10 protein-coding genes and 1 pseudogene are annotated in these 16,025 nt (G+C 42.2%); 3 read left to right on the top strand and 8 right to left on the bottom strand.

Annotation, left to right across the window (positions count from 1 at the left end; translation table 11 throughout):
* Nucleotides 1-4: 4 nt before the first annotated feature.
* The 8 genes from KQP79_RS05015 to nadB all read right to left on the bottom strand — a co-directional run bounded on the left by KQP79_RS05015 (nt 5) and on the right by nadB (nt 12,784).
* Nucleotides 5-1,708: a hypothetical protein gene (locus tag KQP79_RS05015; protein ID WP_138343577.1), complete on the bottom strand. Its 1,704-nt coding sequence runs from the start codon at nt 1,706-1,708 to the stop codon at nt 5-7.
* Nucleotides 1,709-1,767: 59 nt separating this feature from the next.
* The gene (locus KQP79_RS05010; RefSeq protein ID WP_138343579.1) at nt 1,768-3,321 is read right to left on the bottom strand and encodes a RagB/SusD family nutrient uptake outer membrane protein; all 1,554 of its coding nucleotides are present in this window, start codon (nt 3,319-3,321) and stop codon (nt 1,768-1,770) included.
* Nucleotides 3,322-3,345: 24 nt separating this feature from the next.
* Nucleotides 3,346-6,414 carry a SusC/RagA family TonB-linked outer membrane protein gene (locus tag KQP79_RS05005; RefSeq protein WP_055235612.1) on the bottom strand — a complete coding sequence of 1,023 codons (3,069 nt, stop codon included), beginning with the start codon at nt 6,412-6,414 and terminating at the stop codon, nt 3,346-3,348.
* Nucleotides 6,415-6,431: 17 nt separating this feature from the next.
* A complete protein-coding gene (locus KQP79_RS05000; RefSeq protein WP_118161566.1) occupies nt 6,432-8,165 on the bottom strand; it encodes a hypothetical protein in 1,734 nt (577 codons plus the stop codon).
* The gene (locus KQP79_RS04995; RefSeq protein WP_138343581.1) at nt 8,149-9,411 is read right to left on the bottom strand and encodes an MFS transporter; all 1,263 of its coding nucleotides are present in this window, start codon (nt 9,409-9,411) and stop codon (nt 8,149-8,151) included. Before KQP79_RS04995 ends, KQP79_RS05000 begins: the two co-directional genes overlap by 17 nt.
* Nucleotides 9,411-10,469, bottom strand: a complete 1,059-nt coding sequence (locus tag KQP79_RS04990) for a glycoside hydrolase family 130 protein (RefSeq protein ID WP_004298831.1) — start codon at nt 10,467-10,469, stop codon at nt 9,411-9,413. Before KQP79_RS04990 ends, KQP79_RS04995 begins: the two co-directional genes overlap by 1 nt.
* A 465-nt stretch (nt 10,470-10,934) precedes the next feature.
* Entirely contained in the window at nt 10,935-11,210 is a 276-nt protein-coding gene (locus tag KQP79_RS04985) for a DUF4884 domain-containing protein (RefSeq protein ID WP_004312856.1), read from the bottom strand.
* A gap of 2 nt (nt 11,211-11,212) precedes the next feature.
* Nucleotides 11,213-12,784: an L-aspartate oxidase gene (nadB, locus tag KQP79_RS04980; protein ID WP_008641519.1), complete on the bottom strand. Its 1,572-nt coding sequence runs from the start codon at nt 12,782-12,784 to the stop codon at nt 11,213-11,215.
* Nucleotides 12,785-12,890: 106 nt separating this feature from the next.
* Here nadB and KQP79_RS04975 point away from each other — a divergent pair, with 106 nt between their 5' ends.
* The 3 genes and pseudogenes from KQP79_RS04975 to dacB form a co-directional block, all read left to right on the top strand.
* Nucleotides 12,891-13,301 carry a PH domain-containing protein gene (locus KQP79_RS04975; RefSeq protein ID WP_004302851.1) on the top strand — a complete coding sequence of 137 codons (411 nt, stop codon included), beginning with the start codon at nt 12,891-12,893 and terminating at the stop codon, nt 13,299-13,301.
* A 13-nt stretch (nt 13,302-13,314) separates the two neighbouring features.
* Complete coding sequence (lpdA, locus tag KQP79_RS04970; RefSeq protein ID WP_004310134.1) at nt 13,315-14,658, top strand: dihydrolipoyl dehydrogenase; 1,344 nt, start codon at nt 13,315-13,317, stop codon at nt 14,656-14,658.
* Nucleotides 14,659-14,814: 156 nt separating this feature from the next.
* Nucleotides 14,815-15,942: pseudogene (dacB, locus tag KQP79_RS04965) on the top strand (D-alanyl-D-alanine carboxypeptidase/D-alanyl-D-alanine-endopeptidase); the annotation flags it as partial.
* Between the last annotated feature and the right edge of the window lie 83 nt (nt 15,943-16,025).

Below are 16,025 nucleotides of genomic sequence, written 5' to 3'. Positions count from 1 at the left end.
AAAATTACAAACGATAATCTACGATTTCACCGTCAACAATCAATTTACCATGTTTCTTTGTTTTTTTAGCGGAAGCAGGAATACAAACAATAGTTACGGCATTGTCCGGGTTCAGGATAATGCTTGTTTCGCCGGTACAATTTTTCTTTATGTATTTTTTGGATACCAGATCGTACAAGTCCGTAGGTTCCGTAAAGTGTTGATTCAAGGTTACCTCTTTGGCTTCAAAGTAAGGATTGAATAAAAGGTAAGTAGGATATTTTCTTGTGGAATAAAAATCTGTGGCATTACAATCCAGTTGAAGAATACATTCCACATTAGTAGTATCTACAATAGAGGCTAGCATACCCACCCAAGCCGAACCATACAAACAAATATCTGTAGCTGAAGACATGGTTTTTACTTGATCCCCAATAGCATAGGGACCCTCATCGGACAATAATCCCTGGAACGGTTCAAAGTGATTGCCATGATACAAATCCTTCCTCAATCCTTCATAGCAAATGACGTGTTGAGGATCACCTTCCCAGATAGAACTCGACTGACGGTTGCGGGGGTGCTCATCTGCATAAAATAAACGGCAGGCGTTTGCCAAGTTCAACATCCACTTGCCTATTGTGGAAGCATAAGCCGGGTTGTATTTTACAATTGGGACAAGTGCGGCAGCTTGTGAAAAGGTGTTCATGGCAAAAGCATATTGTTCATCCTTTTTTTGTCCTACCAATCCGTGTACGTCGTATTTGTTCCAACGCTCACACATCACTCCCCATCCGTCACGGTCTGAATTATTACCGTCGAAGCACCAGTTCAACATTTTCAGCTCATCATAAGCAGTTCCAAGTTCCGCATTCATGCGCACTGCCAGATAAGCCCCATAGGGCATCATTATCTCATAGAAAGTTCCTTCTTTTTCGGGACGGTTCTGCAAGAATGTCATGCATTGGCGTGTAGCATTCAGATATTTTTTATCTCCGTATTTAATCCAGGAGATGTATTGCAACCAAGCAAGTCCTGCGGCTGCATCCGGTTCACGCCATACTTTATTATAATACCCTTTACGGTTCTTAAAGTTGAAGGCGGTGAAGTTGAAGTCCGGATATTCTCTACCTTCACTCAAGTCCTGGATAGCAGCATACCAATTGTCAACAGTGATCTTCATCGGCTCCTGCATCTCTGTTTTTTGAGGATATAAATCTACCAGCATCGAATAAGCCATTGCCGGCCATATCTCGTACCAGAAACTTTCTCCGGCTTTCCTGTCGAGGCCGTTCAATATAAGATTGGTTCCGTTCTTCTTGTTGAAGAATTGTCGTATCATTGATACATAATCTTTTCCGTCATCATTGCTTTTGTCTACTCCTATCAGACTTGCACTAATGAGTGAGCCCATAGTGGGAAGAGATTCATAAGAATTTCCTCCTAACCGTCTTTTATCTACGTAGCTTGGAAGTCCGAAAGTACGGAATGGAAAGTTTATTTGCGAATCGTCCCACCAGATAAGAGGTAAGTTCTGTCCTTTGGCGTTGAAATCGTAAAATAGTCTGTCCTGTTTCGTGGCTATATCTTTCCAGTTTTTCATTTTATAGGGGAAAGGTATATTGGGCATATACTGTACTAAACGGATCTCTTTTTGTTCTATCGGCTTTTGTGCCGGCAGGTTGTTGAGAAAGAAAAAACCTGCTACGAGAAATAATAATGTCTTTTTCATGGTCAGTTGGTTGTTAAAAAAGGGCGGATTTTATAATCCGCCCCCTCATTTTATTCATATTAAAAACCCGGATTTTGGGAAAGAATATTGTTGCTCTTATCCCTTTCACCTTGCGGTATCGGAAACAGATAATCTCTGTCGTCCCTAAAATTGGCACCTTTCGATGTATTATATTTGGTTGCATAAGCACGCATAACGGTTCCGAAACGTTTTTGTCTCATCAGATCATCCCGTCTCCATCCTTCCATCGCTAATTCACAACGGCGTTCCTTCCAGATGATTTCTTTCAGACGCTCTTGGTCGGTTTCTGTTATGTCGGGCAGTGTATTAGTTGTTGTAGCAGGGATATACGCCTGTTGATCTCTTCTCGGATCTATCGGATTAGTTTTTCGGGCTCTTTCTCTTACATCATTCAGGTAAGGAAGTGCAAGCCCCGGTTTTCCGTTTTCGTTTAATACTTCGGCATACATCAAGAGAACATCGGAATAACGGATCAAACGAATGTTGTAACTAATCATCCAGACGTCGAAACCAGTTTTTTCTACTGCTGGCACAGTCATCTTGTAATCATGATAACCGCTTGGAGATTCAGCGTTGTCTTGCGCTTCAGTATCACCTTTATATCTGTCACCAGTTTGTGTGAATACATAAGTAATACGCGGGTCATCTGCATCAAAGGCATCATAGAGGTCTTGGGTCGGTACATGAAATCCATATCCCTGATAACCGGAGATGCGTCTGCTTGTGAAGAAGTGGGGAACATTGGTACCTGTGGCAATGTTTTTATCATATACTTTGTTGGCAATCTCAAATACTGATTCCGAACTGTTTTCATATTCAGTGCGCCAGTTCATGCCGTAATCACTCAACAATGTATAGTCTTTGTCCACTTCAATAATATCATGAAGTACCGTTTCGGCAGAGGTAAAATCACCTTTGAACATGTATGTTTTAGCAAGCATTGTTTTAGCAAAGCCACGTGTTGCACGATAAGCATCATCTTCAGAGTAATCTCCTTTTGCAGGAAGTGCGGAGGCATCGGTTAAATCATTCACAATACATTCATATACCTTCTCCAATGGGGAGCGGGGTATTTGCAGTATTTCAGCGGGTTGCATCGGCGTAGTGATTAGAGGCACTTCTCCGAATGTAGTGACCAGACAATAGTACCCGAATGCTCTCAATGCTTTAGCCTCGTTTGCATAACGTTTCAATAGTTCTTCGTTTCCTATTGCATCAGGAGCATAATAAATCACATCGTTACAGCGATTGATTAATCTGTACAGAATCTCCCAACGACGTCCTATTTCACCATTGGTTGTGTAGATCGTAAAGTCGGACAAGTCGCGTACTTCGGCACGGTCACCGTCATTTCCTCCTCCTTTTAGAGCATCATCAGTGCTGCAATCACCTACAAAATAATGATTTAATGCATATTCATTCCAAGTTGTACGTAATTGAAGATAAGCTCCAGTCAAGGCTTGTTCAATATCGCTTTCCTTCTGATAATAATTATCGCTTGTGGTTTTACCATAACTTGGTTCGTCGAGAGAGCAGCTATACAACCCCACTCCGGCAAGAGCCCAGCATATTATAAATAATATTTTTCTCATAATGTAATGTCTTTTTAGCTAGATTTAAAATTGCAAATTAACTCCAAAAGTGAATGTACGTGAAGACGGATAACGTGTAGTATCCACTCCCATATCCAATGGGTTATTGATACCCAGTTCCGGATCAAGTCCGGAATAACCGGTTAAAGTAAATATATTCTGACCGCTCACATAGAATCTACAACTTGAAAACAGTTTGCTCTTCTGGCAAATGTGACTCGGCAGTGTATAACCTATTTGCATATTCTGCAAACGCAGGTAAGAACCGTTCTCCACATAGAAAGAAGAACCTCTCATATTATTGTTAGAGTCAGAGTTGGTTATGCGTGGATATACAGCATCCAAATCCCCGTCTTTTGTCCATGCTTTTGTGTAAGCATCCGCCAACGCATTCTGGCGTCCTGCTGAAGCAAGGCTTCCTTTAGCAACGTTCCAGATGTCATTTCCAATAGTTCCCTGGAATGCCATACTTACGTCAAAGTTCTTATAACTAAATCCTAAGTTGAAACCATAAATGAGGTCCGGATTAGGATCACCGATAAAAGTACGGTCATCATCATCGTTCAATTCGCCTGATTCTCCTAATTTGGCAAACTTAAAATCACCCGGTTGTGCATTAGGCTGAATCTTGGTACCATTCTTATCCACATAATTGTCTATCTCTTCCTGATTCTGGAATATTCCTATTTGTTTGTACCCCCAGAAACGTCCGATAGGACCTCCTACATACGTACGGCTAGTATTTCCACTCAAATATTCCGATGTAAGTTTGGTTACCTCTGTCTTATAAGTAGACATGTTCAGCCCTACATTGTAATTAAAGTCTTTTCCTATCTGGTTACGGTAGTTGACTACTATTTCAAAACCGGTATTCTTCAAGTCTCCCGCATTAAAGAAGGGGCTGTTAGGGAAGGCGCCAAAAGAAGGAATAGGCATATTGAGCAACATGTCACTTGTTTTCTTTACATAAAAGTCCATGCTAACATCAAGGCTGTTTTTAAAGAAAGACATATCTAAACCGACATTGGTTTGTTGGCTGGTTTCCCATTTAATATCTGCATTTCCCACATAAGTCGGAACGTAACCTTGTGAGTACCCGTTTCCAAAGTACCATTGATTTTCATTATTGGTACCAATCAACGTAAGAGGTGCGTCTCTGTCGATTCGTTGGTTACCATTCTGTCCCCAACCTACACGCAGTTTTAAATTGGAAATTGTATTTTCAATGTTCAGGTTTTTGAAGAATTCTTCATTGCTCACTCTCCAACCTAATGAGACTGATGGGAAATAGCCCCAACGGTTACGTTTGGCAAATCTTGAAGAACCGTCGGCACGGAAATTGACCGTAGCAAGGTATCTATCATCATATACATAGTTGATACGTCCCAGGTACGACAACATAGAAGATGTTTCTTTACCTCCCGAGGTGTTATCTCCAGCTGTTTGTGCATCAAGTATCTGATAGATTTCATCGTTACCTAAAGCCTTTCTCTTAAATGCATTAATGCCTTCGCTGCTGTTCTTCTCATAAGTCATGGCAACCATTGCATCCAGTTTATGTCTGCCTATTATCGTGTTGTAATTAAGGCGTTGTTCCACCTGATAATTAGAAGTAACAGCGCTATTATTATTCAATTGAGTTTCTTTATTATATTTACTTTCCTGATTCGCTAAGTTATCTTCCGAAAAAGTAGACGAATAGACAGGACGGAAGTCTTTGAAAGTATCATGGTATCTTTCGAAACTATACTGTACCCGATAGCTCAATCCTTTATACAATTTGATTTGGGCAAACACATTACCAAATACATTGAATATGTCATTGTATCTATTAGGAAGTTCGAGCATGGCTACCGGATTAGGGTCGTAAGACCATTCGGTAGGCGCATATTTGTTATATTCGTAATTTTCAGAAGACGGATCTACCAACGGGCTGATAACAGGGGTAAAAGGATCAGCTTTTTGAATGAAATCGAATGAAGGAATTGCTCCTGCGTCACGTTTTCTTATCTTTGCCAGATTGACATTGGCGCCAACAGTGATAAATTTGTTGATATCATATTCAAGATTCGCTTTAAGTGAAAGTCTCTTGAATTCAGTAGTGATGATTGCACCCTGATCGTCTACATATCCTAAACTTAAAGAAGATCTCGAATTATCTGTCCCCTTACGGATGCTTAGATTATAGTTCTGGTTGAAAGCTGTACGGGTTACTTCATTCCACCAGTTGGTATTATAACCTTTCTGATACTGATTGGTAAACTTATCCTTCATTGAGTTTTGAAAGCTTGCATCGTTTTCATACGCTTTCATGATGAAGTTGTAGTATTGGTCGCTGTTCATCATGTTCAATGCTTTATAACTGTTTTTTACACCTACATAAGCATCCAATGTTACAGTCGTTTCACCTTTCACCCCTCCCTTGGTAGTAATGAGGATTACTCCATTAGAACCTCTCGAACCATAGATAGCGCAGGCTGAAGCATCTTTTAATACTTCCATACGTTCAATATCAGATGGATTCAGGCTGCTGATGTTATCCATGAACTGTCCATCAACCACGTACAATGGATTGTTGTCATTGACGGTCCCTAAACCTCTCACGCGGATCACTGCATCCGATCCCGGCTGGCCGGAACTGGCGGCAACAAATACGCCGGCTGCCTTACCTGTTAGTAGTTCGGATGCATTGGACACTGCATAGTTCTTAATATCCTTACTACTTATAGAAGCCAAAGCACCGGTAAGGTCACTCTTTCTTTGAGTACCGTAACCAATAACTACAACCTCATCCAATTTATTATCGGACACTAGATTTACATTGTACGTTCCGCTATTTGTTACGTTTACAATTTCAGTTTTAAAACCTACATACGAGAATGAAACTTTATTTGACGATACTTTTAATGTATATCTACCGTCAAAATCAGTGATAGTACCATTGGTCGTTCCTACTTCAAGAACAGAAACTCCAATTAAAGCCTCTCCGGTATTACTGTCGTATACCACACCCGAAATACTCTTGGTTTGCTGTGCAAAGACATTTGTGCAAACAGCAAGAATAAGAATGAATAATAATAAATGCTTACTCATAGTTTATACACTTAGATTTAATTATATGAAATGATATTTTGTTTATTCGCAATAATCTTACCATTTTTCAGTTCTAATTCTGTTCCGGCGGGAAGTTCCACAATTACTCTTGCGTCGTTGGCCGGGATCTCAACGGAGCCATTTGTCTTTATATTTTTTGCTATATATTCTTTGGCAACAATATCAAACAAATCGCATGGTTGGGTAGCTTGATAAGTAATGGTTTTGGTCTCTTTATGAGGGTTATAATAGAGATAGACCGGATAAGGTTTCTCTGTATAGAAGTCTGTGACATTGCAATCCAGTCGGAGAATACCCTCCACATTCGTTTGACAAACAATGGCCCCCAAAATACCAACAGGAGAAGAGCTGTAAACACTGAACATGCTTTCCGTCGGATTACCTTTTATCCATTTGGGACCATCGCCGATTGCAACCGGACTAACTCCTTTTAATGATGCTTTTCCATAGTCATCCGTTTTTCGTAAACCTTCATAAGAAACATTATCATAAGTAATGTCCTTCAATTCCGGAGCCCATTGATGTGTTTCATCTATTTCCCCCGGATAGAACAAACGACATGCACTTGCATTGTTCAACATCCACTTGCCGATAGCTTTTGCATATTGAGGCTGATATTTCACCATCGGAATGAAAGGCCAGGCAGGTTTGATACTGTTCATGAGGAATGCATATCCTCCGCCGTCTGTGATACTTCCTTGCAGACCACTTACATCATAATCACCCCATTTTCCTACAATAATTCCCCAACCGGTTCTTCCTGCAGGGCTTTTACATCCGTCAAATACCCAATCAAGAAGTTTGGCTACATCATAGTTGGCTCCCTCTACTGCATTCAAATAGGCTGCCGTATAAACTCCGAGTGGTAAAAGAGCCTCGTAAAAACGACTTTCTTTTTGGGCAAGCAGGGCTTCGATAGCACTCTTACTATGTTGCAGATAACGTGGATCGCCAAACTTATGATAAGCACACAACAATACATAAGCATGACCACCGGCAGCGTCTTGTTGCAATGGAATATTATTCACCATTCCTTTCATTTGTGCATAGTCAAAATAAGAATAGTCGTAATTTCCATTCAATACGGAATCTGCTTTAACAAACTGCTCCGCAATACTTTTTTGTATCTTCTCTGCCCCGTCTACATTGGGGAAAACATCGCATATCGCATAATATAAGGCATTGGGTAATACATCATACCACCAGTCACGACCATAGCCTCCTCCTAAAAGGGCTACTGACGGAGTCGTATTGTTCATGACTATATTCCAGCCGTTATCAGAATTGAAATAATTCTGCACCATTTTTACATAGTTATATCCGTCTTGATTCGTCTTGTCAATCCCTACAAGGCCGGCACCAAGAATAGCTGCCAATGAATTCAGACTTTCATGGAACTCTCCATTATTGGCATTCTTTCCCTGACGAATATCTTTAATGGCAGTATATAAGCCAAATGTAGTCTGGTCCATATTTCTGCGGGTGTCATCTAACCAGATTAATGGTCCGACTTCGCTTTTATTATTCCAGTCAAAGATAAACTGGTCATACTTTTGGGCTTTTTGCTTCCAGTCCAGCATTTTATAAGTTTCAGGCATATCAGGCATAGAGTCTACCCTATGGATGGAAACCTGTTTTACCTTTTCACCAAAGTTATTTCCGTTGCCCGAGCAAGATGCCAGGAAACAAACGGTCATAAGTACAAAAACACCTTTACTTGTCATTTTCATGTTCAATAGTATCAGTTTGATTAGTAATATTCTTAGCTAAAGGATATGCCGCTAATTGTAATCCGGCAACAATCACCAGCGCATATTTCAATGCAAAATCCTGCGATACACAATAAGCAAGGAAGATAAACAGTAGTAAACCGAAAGCTCTTCCAAGGAAAAGGCCGAACTCATGACTTAGGATATATGCATATTCGTTTCTATTCTCAATCTTTGCAACTGCATCAATTGTTCTCATCATAATGGGGAAGTAAGCCAGGTCGAACAAAGGCTGGAATATCACTTTGCAAAGGACGAAAAGGATCACTCCCGTAGCAGAGAAGAGAATACCGTTGAATAGTGTACCGGCAAAGAATACGATTAGTCCTCCTACAAATATTTTCAAACGGTCTTGCGGGCGGGCCATACGTCCTAATACATACACCAGGACAGCGGTCAATGCTCCGCTAACTCCCTGAATCAATCCTAACGCTCCTTCATCTCCTACCAGCTTCAATACTAATATAGCCGGTGCCGTTACTAAAAAACCTTGAACCATTCCTTTCAATGCGGCTAGCCACAGCATCTTTTTCCAAAGTATGTTGAAGCGGAAATAGAGGAAGTTCGTTTCTTTAGGGTTCTCGAATTTACCTTTCCACAGTGTCATGCAGGCGATAACGGTAATGACTACTGCTGCCATCGTAACTACACAGTAAGAGGTATTGATATTGAAGAGGAATCCGAAAACTTCTTTTCCATCTATCTGGCTGATAAATGCGCCTATAATTAAAGGAACACCGATGGAAGTAATAGAAAAGAAGAAAGACTCTAGTCCGAAGAAATAGTTACGGCTGTTGTCGTTGGTATTATAGAGAGCCAGCAGGTATCGGTTGGTCCAAAAGAAACCAGAAGCTGCTCCCATTAAAAAGCCGGCCAGACCAAGTTCGATGAAGCCAAGTGACTTGATGGTCATCATACCGAACATGGAAATGCCACTTACCAGGATTCCTACCGAATAAAGTGTCTTCACACTGTATTTCTTTAGCAGATAGCCGTTAACAAGAGAGGTAGTAATGATGCCTATATACATTGCCAGCTGATAAAAAGCAACCATCAGGGGGTCACTCGTGTTTCTCATGATATAGGCTCCCACAAAGATTTCTACTATCGGTAGTACCAATGCATAAAGCATATTGGTAACCAACAGTGTTCTCATGTTAGGTTCCTGTTGCTTAAAGAACAGATATTCTTTTTTCAGTTTATTCATTACTTCTCTTGTGTCTGTTTTAATACGTTTAATATCTCTGAAATGGAAAGCTCTGCCTTACAAATCACTTCATCGCTTGCTCCATAATACATGGTTATCGTATCGCCGTCCACCAAATGCCCATTAGTGAAAACTACATTTCCGAAGAAACCTGTTTGCTCATAAGCGGCGATAGGTTCCATGATAGGTTCTTCGCTTCTTGCAATGACTTTCGACGGGTCATTTAAATCGAGTAATAAAGCCCCCAAGCAATAACGGTGATTAAAATCGGCTCCATGATAAATCTCCAGCCAGCCTTCTTCTGTCTTTATTGGAGCTGCCCCTGCCCCTACACGTGCGCAATCCCACATTCCGTCACGAGTGGTTGCCACACATTTGTGGTTTCCCCAATGCAAGCGGTCGGGCGATTCTGCCAACCATATATAATTGCCGCCAAGTTCGGGACTGCTCGGGCGATGAAGAGCGAAATACTTGTCGCCTATCTTCTGTTCGAATAATGCACAATCTTTATTATGCGGTGGGAATATCATTCCATGCCGTGTATAGTTTTTCCAATCATTGGTGTGAATCAGTCCAACCCCTACAGCTACCGACGATACTTCTGTGAAAGTAAGGTAAAAACCATCTTCGGTTGTTGCAACACGGCAATCCTCAATACCGAATGCTTCCAGCTCTCCTTTTCCGAAAATAGGTGGAAATTCCGGTTCATCTTTGAAGTGAATACCGTCGGTACTTGAAACCAATCGTAAGTAAGACATCGTGGTCAGATAATTCTTTCCTTTGTAACCGATAACGCGTGGGTCTGAAGCATCCAAATCGGGATCATTCTTTAGAAACGAAACCACTTCTATTTTTCCTTTTTCATTATATATAGGAAAACTGATAATTCCTTCTTTCTGTATAGGTCTTTCTGCGACGCGCAAAAGTAACCAAATTTTGCCTTGATATTTGAAAACTCCGGGATTTAACAAACATGTAATTTCCATTCCGTTGATTCCCGCTTTTAAATCTTTTGGAGCCAGTAGGGGGTTCTGCTCACATCTTTTAGCTATATCCATAATATTTCGATTAGTGATTATTTCTGTGAACAAAAGTATGAGATGAGAGACAGGAAAGCGTTTACTATATTCTCAAAGAAGTGTACACATGCTCAAGAACATGTTTTTAAGAGGATGATATTGGGGAATGATTTTAGAAGAGGCAGGGATATTCGTATTTATATGCTGTACTATTTAAAAGCTTGATTTATAGATGGATGTGCACTTCGTTGAAGTGTATTATATTCTCATAAGTGTATAGTATAGTTTCTTTGAGGAGTGCAAAAGAAACATATAAAGATAAAAAAATAAGAGGCCAAACTCAAAAATATAATTTGAGGAAGCCTCTTGTTTTTTCTTTTTAATAAAAATGATACTGTAAATCCTATTTCTTCACGTATGGATAATCTATCGTATATAATCTGTCAGAGTTTGTTTGATAGAGGTGAAGCCGTTAAAAAAAAATTGTTAGACAGCCTCTTTTCGTTATCGGTTTGGTATACTGTCTTTATAAATAGTAATTGTCCTTTTTCTTGTTGAATCATTCTTGATACTGGTTACATCTCCCCGGGTCGTGAAATACACATAGTTTCCCAGATCGAGAAAACGGTATACTTTCACTCCGTCGTGCTCGAACAGATAACTGACTTCATAAGTCTGGTTATTTTCTGATTTTCCGCTTTTCAGTGGAATACCTGCATAGCAGGAAGCTAGTCCCGTTATGCAGAAGAAAAGAATAAAGGTCCGAATCAATGTTTTCATAATCATTTCTTCACGTGTGGATAATCTATCGTATAATGTAATCCGCGGCTTTCCTTACGCTCCATTGCTTGGCGCATAATCAGATAACCCACATTCACCATATTACGCAATTCGCAGATTTCTCTGGACGCTACGCTACGTTTGAACAGGCTTTCAGTCTCTTCGTAGATAATATCGAGTCTGTCCCAGGCACGTTTCAGACGGAGGTCACTGCGGACGATGCCTACGTATGTACTCATAATTTGATTCACTTCCTTCATACTTTGCGTAATGAGCACCATTTCTTCCGGAGAGCGGGTTCCTTCGTCATTCCATTCGGGAATATCTTCATTATAAGAATACTGATCAACCGCTTGCAGACTGTGCTTGGCGGCAGCGTCGGCATATACCACTGCTTCTATCAATGAGTTGGAAGCCAGACGGTTTCCACCATGCAATCCGGTGCACGAACATTCTCCCACGGCATAAAGGCGTTCGATGGAAGATTGTCCGTCCAGGTCGACAAGAATACCTCCGCAGAGATAGTGGGCGGCCGGGGCTACCGGGATATAATCTTTAGTGATGTCGATGCCCAGGCTAAGACATTTCTCGTAGATATTGGGGAAGTGTTTCTTTGTTTCTTCGGGATCTTTGTGGGTGACGTCCAGATATACATGGTCGTCTCCACGGTTTTTCATCTCGTTGTCGATGGCGCGTGCCACGATGTCACGGGGAGCGAGCGAAAGACGGGGATCATATTTCTGCATGAACTCTTTTCCGTCCATGGTGCGCAGTACGCCTCCGTAACCACGCATTGCTTCCGTTATCAGGAAAGAAGGGCGGTCTCCCGGATGATACAGGGCGGTAGGGTGGAATTGTACAAACTCCATATCCTTCACCGTACCTTTGGCACGGTAAACCATGGCGATACCGTCTCCGGTAGCGACTAGCGGGTTAGTGGTTGTTTTATAAACGGCTCCTACTCCACCGGTAGCCATTAGCGTCACTTTAGCAAGATAGGTATCTACTTTTCCCGTTTTCGGATCGAGGATATAAGCACCATAACATTTGATGTCCGGTGTCTGGCGGGTTACAGTCACTCCCAGGTGATGCTGTGTCAGGATTTCAATGGCAAACTGGTTTTCGATGACCGTGATATTCGGATGGCGTTGTACGGCTTTAATCAGGCTGTCTTGAATTTCTGCTCCTGTATTGTCTTTATGGTGAAGAATACGGAACTCCGAGTGTCCGCCTTCGCGGTGCAAGTCAAATTCGCCTTTCTCGTTTTTGTCAAAATCCACTCCCCACTTAATCAGTTCTTCAATTTGTGCGGGAGCTTCGCGCACTACCTTTTCTACTGCGGCACGGTTACTGATCCAGTCGCCGGCAATCATTGTGTCTTCAATGTGCTTGTCGAAATTATCCACCAGAAGGTTGGTGACGGAGGCTACACCTCCCTGGGCGAAGTACGTATTGGCTTCTTCCAGCCCACTTTTACAGATAAGAGCAACTTTACCTTTGTGCGCCACTTTCAGCGCAAAACTCATACCGGCAATTCCGGAACCGATAACGAGGAAATCGAATTTTCTTACCATAATCTTGTTATTTCTCACCGCAAAGCTACAAAATAAGTTACTTCGTTGTACTTTTCGTTGTCACTAATTCATAAAATTGCTACCTTGCAGGCAAAAATCTGACAAAATGAATCGAATATTTCATGCGCGCATCGCCTGGTACCAATATTTCCTGTTGGTGGTGCTTACTGTGAATGCCGTCGGCGCATTGTGGTGTAAGTATATCTTGGTGGCAGTACTGTTTATGTTGATGCTGATTGTAGTGATCGAACAAATTATACACACTACTTATACATTGACAACAAATGGTGATCTGGAAGTCTCACGTGGTCGTTTTATTCGCAAGAAGATCATCCCGCTTTCCGAAATTACTGCAGTCAGGAAATACCATTCCATGAAATTCGGCCGTTTCTCGGTGACGGATTATATCCTGATAGAATACGGAAAAGGAAAGTTTGTTTCGGTGATGCCTGTCAAGGAACAGGAATTTGCAGAACTACTCGAAAAGAGAATGTTTGAAAAGAAGATAAAAGAGTAACTGATTATATACTATGAAATATCAAGTGATTATCATCGGTGGTGGTCCTGCGGGATATACGGCTGCCGAAGCTGCCGGTAAAGGTGGTTTGAGCGTATTGCTTATCGAAAAGAATAGTCTGGGTGGCGTCTGTCTGAACGAAGGCTGTATTCCTACGAAAACATTGTTGTATTCGGCAAAGACTTATGACAGTGCAAAACATGCATCAAAGTATGCAGTCAATATCCCGGAAGTCTCTTTCGATTTGCCTAAGATAATAGCGCGTAAAAGTAAGGTAGTGCGTAAACTGGTGCTGGGAGTGAAAGCGAAGCTGACTGCCAACAATGTTACAATTGTATCAGGAGAAGCGCAGATCATTGATAAAAATACGGTTCGCTGCGGGGAAGAGACTTACGAAGGAGAGAATCTGATATTATGTACGGGTTCGGAAACCTTTATTCCTCCTATTCCGGGAGTGGACGCGGTGAACTACTGGACGCACAGGGATGCTTTGGACAGTAAAGAATTGCCGGCTTCTTTGGCTATTGTTGGTGGCGGGGTAATCGGTATGGAGTTTGCGTCGTTCTTCAATAGTTTGGGAGTACAGGTGACGGTGGTTGAGATGATGGACGAAATCCTGGGTGGAATGGATAAGGAGCTTTCCGCTTTGCTCCGTGCGGAATATGCAAAACGAGGTATTAAATTCCTGCTTAGTACGAAAGTGGTCGGCTTGTCGCAAACGGAAGAAGGGGCTGTTGTTTCTTATGAGAACGCGGAGGGAAACGGCAGTGTCATTGCAGAGAAGCTGTTGATGAGTGTCGGCCGTCGCCCGGTGACGAAAGGTTTCGGGCTCGAAAACCTGAATTTGGAGCAGACGGAGCGTGGTGCTATCAGAGTTAATGAAAAGATGCAGACTTCTGTGCCGGACGTGTATGTTTGTGGTGACCTGACAGGATTCTCTTTGCTCGCCCATACGGCTGTTCGTGAAGCGGAAGTTGCCGTACATTCCATCTTGGGAAAGGAAGATGCCATGAGTTATCGGGCTATTCCGGGCGTAGTCTATACCAATCCGGAGATTGCTGGAGTGGGTGAAACGGAGGAGTCGGCCTCAACGAAAGGAATCAATTATCAGGTTATCAAACTTCCGATGGCTTACTCCGGCCGTTTTGTGGCGGAGAATGAGGGCGTCAACGGAGTCTGCAAAGTATTGTTGGATGAACAGCAACGGGTGATTGGAGCCCATGTGTTGGGCAATCCGGCTTCGGAGATTATCACTCTTGCGGGCACTGCCATTGAACTCGGATTGACGGCAGCGCAATGGAAAAAGATTGTTTTCCCGCATCCTACGGTAGGAGAGATTTTCCGGGAAGTGTTATAAACGGATTCTGATATCTGCGATCGTTCATTGATGCGGGTATCTTACTGATAAAATCAAATATATGATGAGAAAATATATAATCACTCCGGCCTTATTGGCAATAGTTTGTATGGTGATGTGTCATTGTACATTTGTTGATGTCATAAACTGTATTGTATGAAAAAAAGTCTTTTGTTGGTCACCCTTTCAGTTTGTTTGTTGCCACTTTGGGGACAACAAAATTTCTCCCGGATAGATTCGCTTATCAAGAAGATGCTCCCCGAAGCATCCGAGGTCGGCATATCCGTCTACGATCTGACGGCTAAGAAATCACTTTATAACTATCGTGCGGAGAAACTTTCCCGTCCTGCCTCTACCATGAAGCTGCTGACGGCTATTACCGCACTCTCCCGCCCCGAAGCTGCCGAACCTTTCCGCACGGAAGTATGGCACGATGGCGTGATAGAACATGATACTTTGCAAGGCAACCTGTATGTGGTAGGCGGATTCGATCCTGAATTTAACAGCCAGTCGATGGATTCATTGATAGAAGAGGTAATCACTTTCCCTTTTTCGGTGATTAACGGACAGGTGTACGGCGATGTTTCGATGAAAGACTCTCTTTATTGGGGTAGTGGATGGGCATGGGACGATACCCCTGCGGGCTATCAGCCCTATTTGTCTCCACTGATGTTTTGCAAGGGGACTGTACAGGTTTCTGTCGTTCCTTCTACGGTGCAGGGAGATACCGCGAGTGTTTCCTGCCAACCTGTATCCTCCTATTATACAGTGACGAATCAGACGAAAACACGTACCTCTTCTGCCGGAAGATTCTCTTTCACGAGAGACTGGCTGACGAATGGCAATAATCTCCTCGTTTCGGGCAATGTCACTTCGATCAGAAAGGACGATGTAAACATCTACGACTCTCCCCGTTTTTTTATGCATACTTTCCTGGAGCGTCTTCGTGGGAAAGGAATCACGACTCCCCAGTCGTATGGTTTTGCCGAATTGCCTCGCGATAGTGTGACTGTAGAACGGATGGCTTGCTGGAATACTTCCGTGCAGAAAGTGCTGAACCAGTTGATGAAAGAGAGTGATAATCTCAATGCGGAAGCATTTCTTTGTCGCTTGGGGGCGCAGGCTACGGGAAAGAAGCAGGTAGCTGCCGAAGATGGTATTGTCGAGATTATGAAATTGATCCGTCGCCTAGGGCATGACCCGAAAGACTATAAGATTGCCGACGGTTGCGGACTGTCCAATTATAATTACCTCTCTCCTGCCCTGCTGGTGGACTTTCTAAAATAAACAGATAGCTAAAAAGTAAATTTGAGAAAAGCGTAGCGATTCAACTGAAAGAGTGGTCGTTACGCTTTTGCTTTTGATGT

The sequence above is a fragment of the Bacteroides sp. DH3716P genome (genome assembly GCF_025914115.1).
GTDB lineage: Bacteria > Bacteroidota > Bacteroidia > Bacteroidales > Bacteroidaceae > Bacteroides > Bacteroides ovatus.
The sequence above is the reverse complement of the archived record's forward strand: the minus strand, read 5'-3'. Positions and strand labels throughout refer to the sequence as shown.